Source organism: Bradyrhizobium sp. USDA 4516 (assembly GCF_054055915.1).
This window is the reverse complement of sequence record NZ_JBSRXT010000001.1, coordinates 1,169,257-1,186,465: the sequence shown is the minus strand read 5'-3', so window position 1 is coordinate 1,186,465 and position 17,209 is coordinate 1,169,257. Positions and strand designations below refer to the sequence as shown.

General features: G+C 65.2%; 17 protein-coding genes. 11 read left to right on the top strand and 6 right to left on the bottom strand.

Features of this window, described 5'->3' with window-relative positions; translation table 11 throughout:
• Nucleotides 1-40 precede the first annotated feature (40 nt).
• The 3 genes from kdgD to ACVI1L_RS05590 all read right to left on the bottom strand — a co-directional run bounded on the left by kdgD (nucleotide 41) and on the right by ACVI1L_RS05590 (nucleotide 3,526).
• Entirely contained in the window at nucleotides 41-982 is a 942-nt protein-coding gene (gene kdgD / locus ACVI1L_RS05600) for a 5-dehydro-4-deoxyglucarate dehydratase (RefSeq protein ID WP_456782467.1), read from the bottom strand.
• Nucleotides 983-1,108: 126 nt separating this feature from the next.
• Nucleotides 1,109-2,014 carry a LysR substrate-binding domain-containing protein gene (locus ACVI1L_RS05595; RefSeq protein ID WP_141340767.1) on the bottom strand — a complete coding sequence of 302 codons (906 nt, stop codon included), beginning with the start codon at nucleotides 2,012-2,014 and terminating at the stop codon, nucleotides 1,109-1,111.
• Between the two features lie 174 nt (nucleotides 2,015-2,188).
• On the bottom strand, nucleotides 2,189-3,526 hold the full coding sequence (locus ACVI1L_RS05590; protein WP_168857275.1) for an MFS transporter: 1,338 nt from the start codon (nucleotides 3,524-3,526) through the stop codon (nucleotides 2,189-2,191).
• 214 nt (nucleotides 3,527-3,740) lie between these two features.
• On the opposite strand from ACVI1L_RS05590, the gene ACVI1L_RS05585 reads away from it, so the two are divergent.
• Together ACVI1L_RS05585 and ACVI1L_RS05580 are read left to right on the top strand one after the other, a co-directional pair.
• Complete coding sequence (locus ACVI1L_RS05585; RefSeq protein WP_456785513.1) at nucleotides 3,741-4,772, top strand: alpha/beta fold hydrolase; 1,032 nt, start codon at nucleotides 3,741-3,743, stop codon at nucleotides 4,770-4,772.
• A 14-nt stretch (nucleotides 4,773-4,786) separates the two neighbouring features.
• Nucleotides 4,787-5,737: a fatty acid desaturase gene (locus tag ACVI1L_RS05580; RefSeq protein WP_253589255.1), complete on the top strand. Its 951-nt coding sequence runs from the start codon at nucleotides 4,787-4,789 to the stop codon at nucleotides 5,735-5,737.
• 3 nt (nucleotides 5,738-5,740) lie between these two features.
• Here ACVI1L_RS05580 and ACVI1L_RS05575 read toward each other — a convergent pair whose 3' ends face one another.
• Nucleotides 5,741-6,352, bottom strand: a complete 612-nt coding sequence (locus tag ACVI1L_RS05575) for a TetR/AcrR family transcriptional regulator (RefSeq protein ID WP_253589256.1) — start codon at nucleotides 6,350-6,352, stop codon at nucleotides 5,741-5,743.
• 178 nt (nucleotides 6,353-6,530) lie between these two features.
• Between ACVI1L_RS05575 and ACVI1L_RS05570 the strand changes: the two genes are divergently transcribed.
• From ACVI1L_RS05570 to ACVI1L_RS05535, 8 genes are all read left to right on the top strand, one after another.
• Nucleotides 6,531-7,556, top strand: coding sequence for a histone deacetylase family protein (locus ACVI1L_RS05570; RefSeq protein WP_456782466.1), 1,026 nt, complete (start codon nucleotides 6,531-6,533; stop codon nucleotides 7,554-7,556).
• 237 nt (nucleotides 7,557-7,793) lie between these two features.
• Nucleotides 7,794-8,723 (top strand): Gfo/Idh/MocA family protein, encoded by a 930-nt coding sequence (locus tag ACVI1L_RS05565; RefSeq protein ID WP_456782465.1) that lies wholly within the window; start codon nucleotides 7,794-7,796, stop codon nucleotides 8,721-8,723.
• 2 nt (nucleotides 8,724-8,725) lie between these two features.
• Entirely contained in the window at nucleotides 8,726-9,796 is a 1,071-nt protein-coding gene (locus ACVI1L_RS05560) for an aldose epimerase family protein (RefSeq protein ID WP_456782464.1), read from the top strand.
• A gap of 35 nt (nucleotides 9,797-9,831) precedes the next feature.
• Nucleotides 9,832-10,710, top strand: coding sequence for an SMP-30/gluconolactonase/LRE family protein (locus tag ACVI1L_RS05555; protein WP_456785512.1), 879 nt, complete (start codon nucleotides 9,832-9,834; stop codon nucleotides 10,708-10,710).
• 59 nt (nucleotides 10,711-10,769) lie between these two features.
• Nucleotides 10,770-11,498 (top strand): TetR/AcrR family transcriptional regulator, encoded by a 729-nt coding sequence (locus ACVI1L_RS05550; RefSeq protein ID WP_456782463.1) that lies wholly within the window; start codon nucleotides 10,770-10,772, stop codon nucleotides 11,496-11,498.
• A gap of 19 nt (nucleotides 11,499-11,517) precedes the next feature.
• A complete protein-coding gene (locus tag ACVI1L_RS05545; RefSeq protein WP_456782462.1) occupies nucleotides 11,518-12,387 on the top strand; it encodes an ABC transporter substrate-binding protein in 870 nt (289 codons plus the stop codon).
• Between the two features lie 5 nt (nucleotides 12,388-12,392).
• Nucleotides 12,393-13,310 (top strand): DUF1932 domain-containing protein, encoded by a 918-nt coding sequence (locus ACVI1L_RS05540; protein ID WP_456785511.1) that lies wholly within the window; start codon nucleotides 12,393-12,395, stop codon nucleotides 13,308-13,310.
• Between the two features lie 85 nt (nucleotides 13,311-13,395).
• Nucleotides 13,396-14,178, top strand: coding sequence for an SDR family NAD(P)-dependent oxidoreductase (locus ACVI1L_RS05535; RefSeq protein ID WP_028333266.1), 783 nt, complete (start codon nucleotides 13,396-13,398; stop codon nucleotides 14,176-14,178).
• A gap of 284 nt (nucleotides 14,179-14,462) precedes the next feature.
• Here the strand turns inward: ACVI1L_RS05535 and ACVI1L_RS05530 are convergent, their stop codons facing one another.
• Complete coding sequence (locus ACVI1L_RS05530) at nucleotides 14,463-15,266, bottom strand: enoyl-CoA hydratase (protein ID WP_229189569.1); 804 nt, start codon at nucleotides 15,264-15,266, stop codon at nucleotides 14,463-14,465.
• A 352-nt stretch (nucleotides 15,267-15,618) separates the two neighbouring features.
• Between ACVI1L_RS05530 and ACVI1L_RS05525 the strand changes: the two genes are divergently transcribed.
• On the top strand, nucleotides 15,619-16,305 hold the full coding sequence (locus ACVI1L_RS05525) for a PilZ domain-containing protein (RefSeq protein ID WP_456782461.1): 687 nt from the start codon (nucleotides 15,619-15,621) through the stop codon (nucleotides 16,303-16,305).
• A gap of 21 nt (nucleotides 16,306-16,326) precedes the next feature.
• Here ACVI1L_RS05525 and ACVI1L_RS05520 read toward each other — a convergent pair whose 3' ends face one another.
• Entirely contained in the window at nucleotides 16,327-17,031 is a 705-nt protein-coding gene (locus ACVI1L_RS05520) for a hypothetical protein (protein WP_076826073.1), read from the bottom strand.
• Nucleotides 17,032-17,209 lie beyond the last annotated feature (178 nt).

Here is a 17,209-nt window from a genome sequence, read left to right as displayed (position 1 = left end):
CCCCTCCCTTCGTCCTTTGCAGTTTTCCTGGCCGTTCGGCTTATTCTGCCGCCTGCTGCGCGGCGGCCTGCGGCAGCTTGGCGACCAGCGCCGCGAGCTCGCCGATCTCCTGCTCGTTAAGATCGGTCAGCGGCGGCCGCACCGGGCCGGAGTAGCGGCCGATCACCTTCATGCCGGCCTTGATAATCGACACCGCATAACCCTTCCTGCGGTTGCGTATCGCGATCAGCGGCAGGATGAAATCCTTCAGGCCTGCATGGATGGTCTGATGATCGCGCCGGCGCACCGCGGCGTAGAAACTGGTGGCGAATTCGGGCACGAAATTGAACACCGCCGACGAATAGGTGGTCACGCCCATGTCGAGATAGGGCAGGGCAAAGGTCTCCGCGGTCGGCAGGCCGCCGATATAAGTCAGGCGGTCGCCGAGCCGGGTGTAGACACGGGTCATCAGCTCGATATCGCCGATGCCGTCCTTGTAGCCGACGAGGTTCGGGCAGCGCTCGCAGAGGCGCGCCAGCGTATCAGGCTGCAGGATCGCATTGTCGCGGCTGTAGACGATGACGCCGATCTTAACCGATGCGCACACCGCCTCGACATGGGCAGCGAGGCCGTCCTGCTCGGCATGCGTGAGATAGGGCGGCAGCAGCAGCAGGCCGTCGGCGCCGGCCTTCTCGGCGCCAACCGCGATCTCGCGCGCGATCGCGGTGCCGTAGCCGGTGCCGGCCAGCACGGGAACGCGGCCCTTGGTCTCGTCGACCGCGATCTTCACGACGTGGGGAACTTCACTCGGCGTCAGCGAGAAGAACTCGCCGGTGCCGCCGGCGGCGAACAGGCCGGCGACGTCATAGCCGCACAGCCAGTCCATGTTGGCGCGATAGGTCGCCTCGTCGAACGAATAGTCCGCGTTGAACGGGGTCACGGGGAAGGACAGGAGGCCGCCACCGATTCTAGCGGCCATCTCCTGAGGGGTCATCTTGCTCATGGCGCCACTCCTTGAATGTTTCTGGGAACGGGATGCGCGAGCAGCGCGCGTCCATGGCGGAATTTCTAGGGAATGGTTCGATGCGCGTCCAAGCCAAACGCGGTATCGAGCGATGCTAACTCTGCATCAATCGCCGCGCAGATGCGGCGCTGCGATTTCGGTCGCGATCTCGATCAGCGACGGCAGCAACTGGTTCTCGTGATCGCGCCGCCATACCATGAACAGCTCGACCGGCACGGGCGATCGCAGCTTCAGCGGCTTCAACTTGACGTCCGCGATCTTCAGGCTGGCGGCCGCTTCCGGCACGATCGCTACGCCAAGCCCGGCGCGCACCATAGCGAGGATCGAATGGATCTGGCTGAGATGCTGCACATAGCGCGGCAGCACGTCGGCGCGCGTGAACATCGACACCAAGAGATCGTGGAAGTAGCGCGCCTCGTAGGGCGAATACATCACGAAGGGCTGGTCGTCGAAATCCTTAATGCTCACGGTCTCGGCCGCGGCCAGCGGATGCTTCTTCGGGATCGCGGCGAGCAGCGGCTCGGCCACGACGCGCCGGCTGGCGAATTCCGGCCGCGCGATCGGCGGACGCAGCAGGCCGGCATCGATCTGCCCGGTGGTGAGCGCCTCGAACTGATCGCCGGAGACCATCTCCTTCAGCGAAAAATCGACCTCCGGCAGCCGTGAGCGGCAGGCCGCGATCAGGTCGGGCAGGAAGCCGTAGGCGGCCGCCGCGGTGAAGCCGATCTTGAGCGAGCCGGTCTTGCCGAGCGCGATGCGGCGGGCGACCTGCGAGGCGGATTCCGCGAGCTTGAGGATGCGCCGCGCCTCGGGCAGGAAGCTGCGTCCCGCCGGCGTCAGCCGCACCGAGCGGCTGGTGCGTTCCAGCAGCGGCGCGTCGATGATGTGCTCGAGCACCTGGATCTGCCGGCTCAGCGGCGGCTGCGTCATGTTGAGCCGCGTCGCGGCGCGGCCAAAGTGCAATTCTTCGGCCACCGTGACAAAGCAGCGGAGCTGGCTCAGGTCGAACATCGATGCAAGCCCGGAATTGATCGCGCGGGGATTTGTACGTTCTAGCATCGATGCCTCCCACTGGCCAAGAAGACAAACAAGCAGACAAAAAAGCAGACAAAGACGGCGGCCGAAGCCGCTGTTTGGTTTTCTGCTCCCTCTCCCCGCAGAAGGGCGGGGAGAGGTGAAGCGCGTTCACGCAGCCTTCAGCTGCACCCGCTTGATCTCGCCGACGATGAACAGATAGGCGATCGCCGCGACCAGCGCGTTGGCACCGACGAACACCAGCGCGCCGTTGAACGAGCCGGTGGCGGCCAGAATGTAGCCGATGACGATCGGCGTCGTGATCGAGGACAGGTTACCGAAGGTGTTGAACAAGCCGCCGGAGACGCCGCCGGCTTCCTTCGGCGAGGTGTCGGAGACGACCGCCCAGCCGAGCGCGCCGATGCCCTTGCCGAAGAAGGCGAGCGCCATGAAGCCGACCACCAGTGCCTGGCCGTCGACATAGTTGCAGGCGATGATCGACATCGACAGCAGCATGCCGCCGACGATCGGGATCTTGCGCGCTATGGTCAGCGAGCCGGTGCGGCACAGGATATAGTCCGAGATCACGCCGCCGAGCACGCCGCCGATGAAGCCGCACAGCGCCGGCAAGGTCGCGACGAAGCCGGCCTGCAGGATCGAGAGCCCGCGCTCCTTCACCAGATAGACCGGGAACCAGGTCAGGAAGAAATAGGTCAGGGTGTTGATGCAGTATTGGCCAATATAGACGCCGAGCATCATGCGGTTGGCGAGCAATTGGCGGATGTGGTCCCAGCTGGGGCCGCTGTCCTGGGTCTTGCCGGCCTTCGCCGCGTCCATGTCGACCAGCGCGCCGCCCTGCTTGATGTAGTCGAACTCGGCCTCGTTGATCGCGGGGTGCTCCTTCGGCTCGTAGATGGTCTTGATCCAGGCAATGCCCATGACGATGCCGAGCGCACCCATCACGTAGAACACATGGCGCCAGCCATACTCATGGGCGATCCAGCCCATCAGCGGCGCGAAGATCACGGTGGCGAAATACTGCCCCGAATTGAAGAAGGCCGAGGCGGTACCGCGTTCATTGCCGGGGAACCAGGAGGCGACGATGCGGGCATTGGCCGGGAATGACGGCGCCTCGGCGATGCCGACCAGGAAGCGCAGGGCGAACAACAGGACCACGGCCGCGCCCGCGGACAGGAATCCGACCAGGCCCTGCATCGCGGTGAAGATCGACCAGACGATGATGCTGAGCGCATAGACCCATTTGGAGCCGAAGCGGTCGAGCAGCCAGCCGCACGGCACCTGGGCGACCACATAGGACCAGCCGAACGCCGAGAACACGTAGCCCATCGCGACGGGATCGAGATGCAGTTCCTTGGAAAGGGCGGGGCCGGCGATCGAGAGCGTGGCGCGATCGGCATAGTTCACGGTGGTGACGAGAAACAACATCGTCACGATCAAGAGCCGGACGCGGGATCGCCGCGTGTCTGCGGCGGACACAATTGCGCTCATTAGCGCCTCCTCGAAAATTTCCTCAGGGTCTGTCCTAGAGAGATGACGACAATGGGTCCAAGCCGAAACGGGTATTGATCCATACCGATTTTGAATGGATCGGCCCGGTGTCATTCCACCTTCGCCGCTATTGCCAGGGTTTCGCATTTAGTGTACCAATAGTACAGTTATTAAGGGCGCAGCGTTGCGCCCGGCTGCTCGAGGTCGAATGCTGATGACCACGCCGCGCGACTATGAGGTGTTCGAGGCAGGCGATGTGACGCTGCAGGGCGGTGCCGTGTTTCCGCAACTGAGGCTCGCCTACAAGACCTATGGCACGCTGAATGCGGCGCGGGACAACGTCATCCTCTATCCGACGTCGTTCGCCGCACAGCACACCGACATCGAATGGCTGGTACAGCCGGGCGGCGCGCTCGATCCCGAGCGCTACTTCATCGTCATCGCGAATCTGTTCGGCAATGGCCTGTCTTCCTCGCCGTCGAATTCGGTCGAGGTGCTCGGCGGCGCGCCGTTTCCTGCCTTCACCTATCATGACGCGGTCGCGATCCAGCGGCGGCTGCTGGTCGAGCGGTTCGGCGTGACCAGGCTCGCGCTGGTCTATGGTTGGTCGATGGGCGGCATGCAGGCCTATCACTGGGCCGCGCGGTATCCCGACATGGTCGAGCGCGCGGCCGTGGTCTGCGGCAGCGCGCGGTGCTCGCCGTATAATCATTTGTTCCTCGAAGGTGTGAAGGCCGCGCTGACCGCCGACCCGGCCTACCGGGACGGCCGCTTCGTCAGCAAGCCCGCGGCGGGCCTTCGTGCGATGGGGCGCGTCTACGCCGGCTGGGCGATGTCGCATGAGTTCTATCGCGAGGAAGTCTGGCGCGCGGCCGGCTTCAACTCGCTGGAAGACTACCTCGCGGGATCCTGGGACGGTGCCTTCGCGCGGCGCGATGCGAATGATCTGATGGCGCAGATCGCGATCTGGCAGGCCGGCGATATCAGCCGTTGCGATCAATTCGGCGGCGACTTCGACCGGGCGCTGGCCGCGATCAAGGCGCATGTCCTGCTGATGCCGGGGCGTACCGATCGCTATTTCGACCCGCGCGACAACGAGGCTGAACTCGGCCGCCTGGTCAACGCGCGCTCGGCCGCGCTGCATGCGATTCCGTCGATCCACGGGCACCGGGCCGGCAATCCCGCCAACAACGCCGAAGACCGCGCCTTCATCAACGCCGAAATCTCGGCGCTGCTGCAACGCTGACAGGTGAGACGACTATGAGCACCGCAGAGACCAGTGACGCCGGACCCCGCCTGAAGCCGCTCAGCCCGCTGACCTTGCGCGATTTGTCGACCAAGTCGAACCTTGCCGGCGCGGTGCGCGCGGCAAGCCATTACGGGATGATCGTCATCGTCGGCGCGCTGATCTCCCTGGTCTCATCGCGCTACGGTCTGCCATGGGCGCTGCCGCTGATTGTCGTGCAGGGCTACTTCGTCGCATTCCTGTTCATGGTGGTGCATGAGACCGCGCACAAGACGGCGTTCCGCAGTCCAGCGCTCAATCTTGTCGTAGGCAATCTGTCCGCCTTCATGATCGGACTGCCCTACCAGTATTACTGCCTGTTCCACTGGGACCATCATCGCTACACGCAGGATCCGGAGAAAGACCCGGAGCTGATCGTCGGCCCCAAGCCCGCGTCGGACACCCAGCTCGCGATCGCCTATTCGGGACTGCTGCAGGTGTTGGTTCGCATCCGCCTGATGTTTTGGCATGCACTCACCGGAAAGGTGGTCGTGCCGTGGATTCCGGAGCACAAGCGCGCCTCGATCGTGCTGGAGGCGCGGCTCTATCTCGCGGGCTATCTGCTGTTGCTCGCGGCCTCGTTCGCGCTGCACAGTGCGATCCTGCTGTGGGTGTGGATCGTGCCGCTCCTGGCCGGTCAGCTCATCCTGCGCCCCTATCTCTATGCCGAGCACACCGGCTGCGAGCGGACGCGGAGCGCGTTCGAGAACACGCGCACAACGATGACCAGCAGGATCATGAAATGGTTCGCCTGGAACATGCCTTACCATGTCGAGCACCACGCCTATCCCACGGTGCCGTTCCATGCGCTGCCGAAGCTGAACGCTATCGTCGATGGCCACATCGTGTATCGCGGCAGCAGTTACCGGGCCGTCACGCGCGAGACCTGGGTCTGGTTCCGCCGTCAGCGCCAACGCTCTGCTTGATAGTCAAGCGTCCGTGCGCGGCCGCAGCACCAGATTGACGAGATTGCGGGCGTAGGCCGGCGTCAGCGGCTTGATGCCGAAGACGTAGCGGTAGAACAGGCTGCCGTAGATTGCGTCATAAATATCGCCGGGTACGCCCGGTGCGCCGATGCTGCCGTCCTTCTGGCCGGCGGCGATGATCTCCAGCATCCTGCCGCGGCGCAGGCCGAGGTAACGCTCGTAGAACAGCTCCGCTGTGCCGGTCTTCGAGATGCATTCCGAGATCACGGCGAGCTGCACGCGGCCGAACTCGCCCTGCAACGCCTCGACATAGGTTACGACATGGCGGCGGACACGGGCCACCGGATTGCCCGCCTCAGGCAGCGGCACGGCCCGCGAGGCCTGGTCGAGGAAGGCATCGATCAACAACGCTTCGCGCGACGGCCACCATTTGTAGATCGTCATCTTCGAGACGTTGGAATGTTTGGCGATCGCGTCGATGGTGGTCGCGGCGAGGCCGGTCGTCGCCATCAGCTGATAGGCGCCTTCCAGGATCGCGGCCGTGGTCGCGGCGGAGCGCGGCCGCCCGCGCCGCCCCGTTGCCGCTTCCTCTGTCTCCGTCTTGCCGCTGGCCATGGCCGGACTTCGCGTCCTGCTTCTTTCAATCATTGCGCTGCATGCGGGCATAGCATGAAATCGCGCTCGGTTTCAGATCGTCGCCGACGCTGATAGTGTACAACGCGCAAGCCAGAGCTTGTGTGCGGCACATTGCCCTCGCTCTGTCCAGCTCAGCCGATCGAACAGGAGTGTCCCCGTGAAGGCCGTCTACAATGATCTGCACCGCAGCCATGATCCGCAGTTCTTCCTTGTCCGCGGTGTGGTCCAGCGTACCACCGAACAGCCCGAACGCGCCGACCGCCTGCTGGCGGGCCTGAAGGCCGGCAAGCACACGCTGATCGAGCCGACCAGGTTCGGGCAGGGGCCACGGGCGCGCGTGCACAGTCCGGAATATCTGAGCTTTCTCGCGGACGCCTGGGACGAATGGTCGGCGCTCGGCAATGCCGGACCGGAGATGATCGCGAACATCCACCCGGTGCGCAATGCCGGCACGTACCCTGCTCATATCGTCGGCAAGCTCGGCTGGCACACGATGGACACCGCAGCCCCGATCGGTCCCGGCACCTGGGCCGGCGCCTGCGCCGCGAGCGACGTGGCGGTCACCGCCGCGCAGATGGTGCTCGACGGCGAGGACGCCGTCTACGCGCTTTGCCGCCCGCCCGGTCACCACGCCTATCGCGACCTCGCCGGCGGCTTCTGCTTCCTCAACAACAGCGCGATCGCGGCCGAGCATCTGCGCCAGAAGCATGAGCGCGTCGCGATCCTCGACGTCGACGTGCATCACGGCAACGGCACGCAGGGCATCTTCTACGAGCGGCCGGATGTCTTCACCGTCTCGATCCACGCCGATCCGTCGTTCTTCTACCCCTTCGTCTGGGGCTATGCGCATGAGCGCGGCGCCGCAGGTGGCCTCGGCACCAATCTCAACATTCCCCTCGCCAAGGGCACCGGTGACGACGACTACATGAAGGCGCTCGCGGTGGCGGAGAAGGCGATCCGCTCCTTCGCCCCGACCGCGCTCGTGGTCGCGCTCGGTCTCGACGCCTCCGAGAAGGACCCGCTCGCCGGTCTCGCCGTCACCACCGACGGCTTCCGTCGTATCGGCGAGGGACTGGCCCGATTCGGACTGCCGACGGTGCTGGTGCAGGAGGGCGGCTATCTCTCCGACATCCTCGGCGCCAATCTGACGGCAGTGCTCGGCGGGTTTGAGGCCGCGCGCTAGCGCGGCTTCGGGCGAGGTGGCGACCGGTCCGCGCGAAGAAGGCCCGTCAAGGCCGGAATCCGGAGCATCGGCCTTGATTGGTCAAAGCCGATACCCCGGCCGCGAGGCGCGCAACAGAACGTCGTGGACTTGCGTGTCCGCAACCAAAATCACATCATGCCGTTGGTATTCGGCGCTGGCTTATGATTCTGCCTGGCGACTTCAGCCGGCCAGGTGGACAGCAACGCGAGGACGGCCATGAGTGACCTGCTTCGCATCGCCATCGTCGGCTATGGCGAGATCGCGTGCCGGCAGCACGTGCCTGCGATCGCGAAGACGTCAGGCGTGGCTCTCGTTGCGGTGGCCGATCCCGTCAAGACCCCGCCCGGCCTGCCGCATTTCCGTGATTTGCAGGAGTTGTTGCGCGACGGGCCGGAGATCGACGCGGTCGCGCTGTGTACGCCACCGCAGATGCGCCACGTGCAGGCCGCCGCCGCGCTCGCCTCGGGCAAGCACGTGCTGCTGGAGAAGCCGCCGGGCACGACGTTAAGCGAACTCAAGCCGCTGATCGCGGCCGCGCAGGAGGCGGGTCGGACATTGTTTGCCACATGGCATTCACGCTATGCGGCCGCGGTCGGTCCTGCGCGGCAATTGCTCGCGAGACGCACCATCAACAAGGTCACCATCATCTGGAAGGAAGACGTGCGCGTCTGGCATCCGGGTCAGGCCTGGATCTTCGAGGCGGGTGGCTTCGGCGTGTTCGATCCCGGCATCAACGCGCTGTCGATCCTGACCGAGATCCTGCCGCGTGCGGTCTTTGTCAGGAGTGCGGCGTTGGACTTTCCGTCCAATCGGGAGGCGCCGATTGCGGCAGAGATCGAACTCTCCGACGCGAGCGGCTTGCCAATCCACGCCGAATTCGATTTCCGCCAGACCGGATCGCCGAGCTGGGACATCCTGTGCGAAACCGAGGCTGGGCCTGTGACGCTGTCGAAAGGTGGAAGGCAGCTGCGCGATGGCGGCAGGCTGGTGGTCGATGCGCCAGATGAGGAATATCCCGCGCTGTACCGCCGTTTCGTCGCGCTGACCTCGGAAGGAAAATCCGATGTCGACCTCGCGCCCTTGCAGCTTGTCGCCGATAGCTTCATGTTCGGACGACGGCGCCTCGTCGAGGCGTTCGAGGACTGACAATGACATCAGCCAGCATCGGTCGCGCTCCCTTCGGCAAATTGCACGACGGCACCGTGGTCGAGCGCGTGATCTTGCGCGGCGAACACGGTTTTGAGGCCGCCATCCTTCCGTTCGGCGCCACGCTGCAGGCGCTGCTTGCGCCGGATCGTGACGGGCATTGCGACGACATCGTGCTTGGCCACGATAGGCTCGACGGCTATCTCGCACAGCGCAAATTCTTCGGCGCGACGATCGGGCGCTATGCCAACCGGATCGCCGGCGCGCGTTTCGTGCTCGATGGCGAGACCGTGCAGCTCGACGCCAACAACGGTCCCAACGCGCTGCACGGCGGGGTGCAGGGCTTTGATCGCAAGCTGTGGCGGATCGTCGAACTATCGGATGATCCGGCGCCGACGCTGGTGTTGGAGCGCGAGAGCCCGCATGGCGAGGAGGGCTATCCGGGCAATCTCGCGGCGCGCGTGACCTATCGCGTGCGCAGTCCGATGGAGCTCTCGGTCACCTACGAGGCGACGACCGACCGGCCGACATGCCTCAATCTCACCAATCATAGTTTCTTCAATCTCGAGGGCGCGCGCTCGGGCATGCAGATCCTCGATCACCGGCTGACGATCGTCTCCGACCATTTCCTCGCGGTGGATGCCACGGCGATCCCGCTCCACGAACCGCCGCGGCCGGTCGACGGCACGCCGTTCGACTTCCGCAAGCCTACAGCCATCGGCGCGCGGATCAGGATGAATGACGAGCAGCTGCGGCTCGGGCGCGGCTATGACCACAATTTCTGTCTGGCCAAGGGGGCGGGCCTTTGCCTTGCTGCGCGCCTCGAGGCGCCGCACAGCGGCCGCGTGATGGAGCTGTTCACCGATCAGCCGGGACTGCAGTTCTATTCCGGCAATTTCCTCGACGGCTCGACCGCCGGCAAGGGCGATCGTCTGTACCGGCAATCCGACGCGCTCTGTCTCGAGCCGCATGCCTGGCCGGATACGCCGAACCGGCCCGACTTCCCCTCGGCGCGGCTCGATCCAGGACAGCTCTATCGGCGCAGCATCGTCTACCGCTTCTCAACCGCGTGAGTGACGCCATGACCGACCGTGCCGCCGAGCCGCTGATGGAAGAGGTGCCGACATCGGTGCTGTCGGCGGAGCGTTGCCATCTCGGCGAAGGCCCGACCTATGATGCGGCGACCGACACCGCCTGGTGGTTCGATATCCGCGAGCGCCGCCTGTTCGAGCATCGATTTGCAGGTGGCCGCACCGTCATCCACGGATTGCCGAAAATGGCGAGTGCATTGGCGCGGATCGACGGCGAGCGGCAGCTGATCCTTGCCGAAGATGGACTTTATGTACGGCACGTTGCAGACGGCCGCCTGGAGCTGTTCGCTGCGCTGGAGGCCGACAATCCGCTGACGCGCTCCAACGACGCGCGTGTGCATCCGTCGGGCACGTTCTGGCTCGGCACCATGGGGCGCCATGCCGAGCAGGGTGCCGGCGCGATCTATGCGCTGCACCGGGGCCGCATCGTGCGACTCTATCCCGGGATCACCATCCCGAATGCGATCTGCTTTTCGCCCGCGGGCGACATCGGCTATTTCGCCGATACCGCAACCAACGTGCTGCATCGCGTGCCGCTCGATCCATCAACAGGACTGCCGACTGGTGAACCCATCGAATTGATCAGGCATCAAGGCAGCGGCGGCCTCGACGGCGCGATCGTCGATGCCGACGGCCTGATCTGGAACGCGCGCTGGGGTGGCGGTCGCGTCGACGTTTACGATCCCGCCGGTCGGCATCTGCGTTCGCTGCGCGTACCAGCGAGGCAATCGAGTTGCCCGGCATTCGTCGGCCGCGACTTCTCGCGCGTGCTGGTCACCTCGGCCTGGCAGGACATGGATGAGGCGCAGCGTGCGGCCGATCCCGAGCATGGCAGGACGTTCCTGCTCGAGGCCGCCGCGCGCGGTCAGGCCGAGCCTGACGTCAAACTATCCTGACGGATGGGTGCCGCGCGGCGTTGTTGACGCGACCGGATTATTTGGACGATAGTACAAATATGGTCCGCAAACCTGCCAGGTCTGACGTGAAGGCCGCCAGCGCCCGCAAGCCGAACATGCGCGAGGCGATCCTCGCCGCGGCGGAGGAATTGTTCTCGACCTACGGCTTCAACGCCGTCTCGGTACGCGACATCGCGCAGGCCGCCGGCGCCAATCCGGGCAGCGTGACCTATCATTTCAGGACCAAGGACGGCCTGCTGCTGGAAATCTATCGGCGCCATTGCGGCCCGATGAACCGCCGGCGCTCCGAGCTTTTGGCGGCGGCGCGGCGGGTGCGCGATCTGCAGGACCGGCTGGAGGCGATCGTGCGCGCCTATGTGTTGCCGGCCTTTACGTCCGGCAGCGATCTTGCCGGCGGCGGAACGCGGTTCACGCGATTGCGCGCGATCATGTCGGCCGAGGGCAATGAGGTCGTGCGCAAGATCATCGCGCAGACCTTCGACGACACCAGTCACGCCTTCATCGACACGATTCATGAAAGCCTGCCGCATATTCCGCGTACCGATCTGGTCTGGCGCAGCCACTTCCTGCTCGGCGCGCTCTACTACACGCTGGTGACGCCGGAGCGCGTCTCGCGCCTGTCGCGCGGCAGCGCCGACGGCTCCGATGCCGGCCACGCCATCGAGGAACTGGTGCGCGCCACCGTTGCCGCGTTGCAGGCCGCGCCGCTCGACGAAGGGGCGCCCCGCAAGATCCCGGGCGCGAATCCGGGCCGAGTGGTGACCTGAACGTCCGGAGCTTGTCGCGATGGAGAAACTTCGGCTGCGCGCCGTGCTCGGCAATCATCCGCACATCCGGGCGGTGAAGAACGGTGAGCTTCGCTCCGACCTGTTCGATCTCGACTTCACCGAATTCACGCCGACCAACGCCGCGTTCAAGCCGATGGTGCGCGAGCAGGCCTTCGACGTCTGCGAGATGGCGATCGTGACCTATCTGATGGCAAGGGCGCACGGCAAGCCGTTGGTGCTGCTGCCGGCGGCGATGGTCGGCCGCTTCCAGCACGGCCATGCGCTCTATCGCGCCGACCTCGGTACGCTTGAGCCGGCCGATCTCGAAGGCAAGCGGGTCGGCATCCGCTCGTTCACGACCACGACCGGGGCATGGATGCGCGGCATCCTTGCCAATGACCATGGCGTGAACCTCGACAGGATCAACTGGGTCACGTTCGAGGATCCACATGTTGCGGAATATGTCGACAGCACCGAGCGCGCGCCGAAAGGCAAGACAATCGTCCAGATGCTGGGGGACGGCGAGGTCGACGCCGTGCTGGGCGAGACCTCCAGCGATCCGGAGCTCAAGCCGCTGTTCGCCGATCCAGCCCGAGAGGCGTCCCTGTGGTATCAGCGGCACGGCGTGGTGCCGGTCAATCATCTGGTGGTGGTGACATCGCGGCTTGCGGCGTCGCGGCCGGACGTGGTGCGGAGCCTGTACGAGCTGCTCAAGCGCGGCAAGGCAGCGGCCGGCCCGCCCAGCATGCCGGACCTGCTGCCGTTCGGCGTTGCGGCGAACCGCAAGCCGCTCGAATTGATGATCGACTATTGCGTCCAGCAGGCGTTGATCCCCCGGCGCGTCACGGTCGATGAGCTGTTCGACGACACAACACGGGACTTGAACTGATGACAATCTCCGGCGATCCGCGGCAATGGCAAATCGGCATGCTCGGCTATGGCGAGGTCGGCCGCATCCTTGCCGAGGATCTGCGCCGGCAGGGCGTGAGGGTTTCGGCCTACGACATCAAGCTTGACCGCGGGCAGGGCGCGGCGCTGCGCGCACACGCGGTGGAGATCGGCGTCGAGCTCGCGCAATCCCATGCCGATCTCGCGGGGCGGGCCGATTTCATCATCTCGGCGGTGACGGCGAGCCAGGCGGTGCCGGTGGCCGCGGCCTGCGCACCCGCAATCCGGAACGGGGTCTGGTTTCTCGATTTCAACTCGGCCTCGCCCGGCGCCAAGCAGCGCGCGGCGGCGCACATCGACGGCGCCGGTGGCCGCTATGTCGAAGGCGCGGTGATGACTTCGCTGCCGCCGTACCGGATCAGGGTGCCGCTGCTGCTCGGCGGCCAAGGCGCGCGGGAGCTGGCGCCGCTGCTGGTCGCGCTCGGTTTTGCGGCGAAGGTCGCAAGCGACGAGCTTGGGGTCTCCTCTGCAGTCAAGATGTGTCGCAGCATCATGATCAAGGGGCTGGAGGCCATGGTGATCGAGAGCTTCACCACCGCGCGCGCCTATGGCGTCGAGGATGCGGTGCTCGCCTCGCTCAAGGAGACCTTTCCGTCGATCGACTGGGAGAAGCAGGGCGCCTATTTCTTTCAGCGGGTGATCGAGCACGGCCGGCGGCGCGCCGAGGAGGTGCGCGAGGTGGCGGAGACCGTGCGCGAGGCCGGGCTGACGCCATGGTCTGCCTCCGGCACCGCCGAGCGGCAGGGCTGGATCGCCGACCTTGCCGATGAGGGCGTGTTCGGACCCAGGGGAACGCCGGACTTCGCCCGCAGCGCCGACTGGCGTACCGAGGCCGACCGGATTCTCGCGCGCATCAAGTCGTAAGGTCTCGCCCGGAGAATCCGCCGCGTTCCCTGCCGACGCGCAATGCGCTATTGCTCCATGAACAGTTTGTTCTGGAGGCACTCCCATGAAGAATTCCGGCAAGGTCGTCGCCATCACGGGGGCGGCACGCGGCATCGGCAAGGCCTGCGCGGCGCGCTTCCTGTCCGACGGCGCCAGGGTCGTCATCTCGGATGTCGACGCTGCAGGGCTGGTCCACACCGCCCAGGAACTCGGACATATCGATCAGTTGCGGGCTGTCGAGGCCGACGTCAGCAAGCGCGCCGATGTCGATCGCATTGTCGCGACCGCCGTGAAGGAGTTCGGCCGGCTCGACGTCATGGTCAACAATGCCGGCGTCGCGCGCAACCGCGACTTCCTCGACATCAGCGAGGCCGAATTTGACGACGTGATGGGCATCAACCTCAAGGGCGCGTTCTTCGGCGTCCAGGCTGCGGCGCGCCAGATGATCGCGCAGGGCGGTGGCGGCGTCGTCGTCAACATGTCCTCGGTCAACGCGCTGCTCGCGATCCCCTCGCTCGCGACCTATGCGATGTCCAAGGGCGCGATGAAGCAGCTCACCTCGGTCGCCGCCGTGGCGCTGGCGCCGCACGGCATTCGCGTCGTGGCGGTCGGACCCGGCACGATCCTGACCGAGATGGTGGCAACGGCGATCTTCTCGTCGGAGGATGCGCGGCGCAGCGTGCTGTCGCGGACGCCGGCCGGCCGCTGCGGCGAGCCGAGCGAGGTCGCCTCCGTCGTGGCATTCCTTGCCAGCGACGATGCCTCCTACATCACCGGCCAGACCATCTATCCCGATGGCGGGCGGTTGATCCTGAACTACACGGTCCCGGTCAGCGAGAAGAAGTAGCGGGCAGGTTCAATCGCGAGCACACTGCCAAAATATCGAAAACAACCCCATGCAAAGGAGCCGGCCGGCGGCCGGCCTTCGACCAGGCGACTTGACGCGTCGGGCAAATCGGGGCTATTATTCCGTTATTCAGAAATCGTGCGATCGTCATCCGGCGTCATCACCCGCGCATGCGCATGCGGGTGATTCAGTATTCCAGAGGCGGTCGTGCTTGAGCCGATGGGCCGCGGCGTACTGGTTCGCCCGGTTGAACCGGGCGATGACCGGTGAGGATGAGGACGCCGCTACCGGCCCTTGAACTGCGGCTTGCGCTTCTCCATGAAAGCATTGCGGCCTTCGCGGAAATCCGCGCTGTCCATGCATTCGATGCCGACCTGCTTGATCGCCGCCATGTCGCGGTCGGCTGGATCCTTCAGCACCTGCGCGATGGTGATCTTGGCGGCTTTGATCGCCAGCGGCGCGTTGCCCGAAATGGTGCGCGCGATCTCCATGGTCGCGTCCCAGAGCTCGTTGTCCGGCAGCACGCGATCGACGAGGCCGATCCGCAGCGCCTCGGCGGAATCGATCCGCATGCCCGTATACATGATCAGCCGCGCCCAGGACGGGCCGACCAGCGACACCAGATGGCGCAGCCCGTCATAGCCATAGGCGATGCCGAGCTTGGCCGCGGGAATGCCGAACTGGCCGCTGGCGCCGGAGATACGGATATCGGTCAGCATCGCGACCTGCATGCCGCCGCCGAGGCAGAAGCCGCGGATGCAGGCGATGGTCGGCTTCGGATAGTCGGCGAGCAGGGTGCGCTGGGCGGCGCTGCGCCGTGAATATTCCTCGGAGGCCTCGGCGTTGTGCCTTGTCTTCTCGAACTGGCTGATATCGGCGCCCGATACGAACGCCTTGTCGCCGGCGCCGACCAGGATCACGACGCGGACAGCCGGATCGTCGCGCAACGCCGTCAGCGCCTCGCCGAGCCCCTCCCACATCTCCAGCGACATCGCATTGCGCTTGTCGGGATTGTTGAAGGTGATGACGCCGACACCGTCGACGACGTCCTGCAGGATCTTGCCGTCGGCAAGCGATTTGTTTGACATGTTGAGCCTATGAGGGTCCGGACCGATCGAGCGAAGGCTAGCACCCGGCCGACAGCCGGGGCAGGCGGTTTGGAGCACGGCGCGATTGCATTGCCGGGCGACAACTCTCCCGGCAGTTGTACGGTTCGCAAAATAAACCGCCGCGAAACGGTTGCGCCATGGAGTGCGCCGCCGACGCTCCGTCCCGGTTTAACTTTTTCCTAGTTTTTCGACGGTATGGCTGTACGCACCTGCGCGCCAGGACCATTCCGCCACGCGCTGGGATGCGTGCCGCAGCTGCCCGCTACCATCGCGTCGGTAGCGGACTTCCCCACCACCGGACCGGCAGTGAAGCCGGTCAATCCCGACCTCCGTGCACTCACATCGCCTCGGGCGAGGTTCAGTCGTTTCCGTCGAAAAGTTTCTCAAGCAACGCGCGGTCAAGATCACCGTCAATGGCAGCTACACGTTGCCGAACTGGTACGATGCCCAGGGCAAATTGCGCACCTTCGCCTGCCGCACGACGCGCGTCTCGCCGTTCCGGATGATCGTGGACGTGCCCGTCGTCGGCAAGGTCGGCGACCGGCTGACTTCGTATTTCGAGGAGTTCGGCAAATTCGAGGGCTGCATCACCGACACGATGAGCGGCAGCTTCCTGCTCGAGCTCGAGATGACGCATGCCATGCGTGAGAAGTTCGCCGACAAGCTGACCTGGATCGAGAAGAAGCAAAAGGATCCGAGCATCCGCGAGGCGCGCAACAACCCGCGTTTCGTTCCCGTCGCGCCGCATGCCATGTTGACGCTGGCGGACGGCACAATGCAGAGCTGCTTCATCATCGACATGTCGCTGTCCGGCGCGGCGGTCTCCTCCGAGGCGCAGCCGCCGGTCGGCATGCCGCTTGCGATCGGCGCCTGCGTCGGGCGGGTGGTCCGGCATCTGCCGAACGGCTTCGCCATCAAGTTCGTCGAGACCTACAAGCAGAGCGAGCTGGCCCGCCTGATCTCGCGCAAATCCAAGGAATTGCAGCAAGCGTCGGCCGACGGGGACCCTGTCGCCTGACGGCCGGGATCCGCCGGCTCCCTAGGTCAGCTGTTCCGGGTCTTCGGCCGCGCGCATCCGCGAGATAGTGTGCTCGGTTGCATTTGGACCGGCCGCCGCGATCGCGATCTCCCGCGCCAAATTGGTGCATTCGGCCCACATCAGGAAGAACACCAGCGGTGGCCGTTCGCGCGCTTCCAGCAGTTGCCGGCAACGCTCGGCCGCGCCGTCGATCGCCCACCACTGTTGGGCGACCACCATGACCCTGCGGAAGCTCCGCAACGTGCCGGAAAATTTTTGCGGATCGGCGCCCACGAGCGCGCCGCAATGGTTCAGCCAGTTCAGGCCAGCGTAGATCGCAATCCCGTAGTCTTCGATCGCGGTGCCGGTGAAATCGACGACGGTCTTGTCGTGCGCGCGCTGGCGCAGGAAAGCATCGATCATCTCCGCCTGGCGGGCCGGATCGACCAGCAGCGAGATGTCCTGCCGCGGCACCATCGGGACATAGCGCATCGCTTCAAGCCGCGTGTGCTCCCAGATCGCACTGATGTCGCCGAGCAGATCGCCGGACTTGCGTTTGCAGGCCGGATAGACCAGCACGCCATTGTCGGCGAGATCGAGATAGCGCGGGACCACCTTGTCGAGCGCGGCGACAAACGCCAATGGATCGGTAAGGCCGCGCAAGTCGCTGGCGGCGTCCTCCGCTTGTGCAGGCTTGTTGCCGCGTGTCCAGCCGAAATTGGCCATCCCCGGACGCCCTGATCTCAACCCGGCTATCAGGTTAGTTGGAAAATGCGGCGAAGCAAATGCGGCATTTGCTGCTACGCCGCCGTGCGTGCCCGCCGCTGCCGGTTGACGCGAGAGACCGCCGCGCCTAGCTGATGGTTAATGGCGCAACGCAGGTTGTTGCCGCTTTCGGGACCTA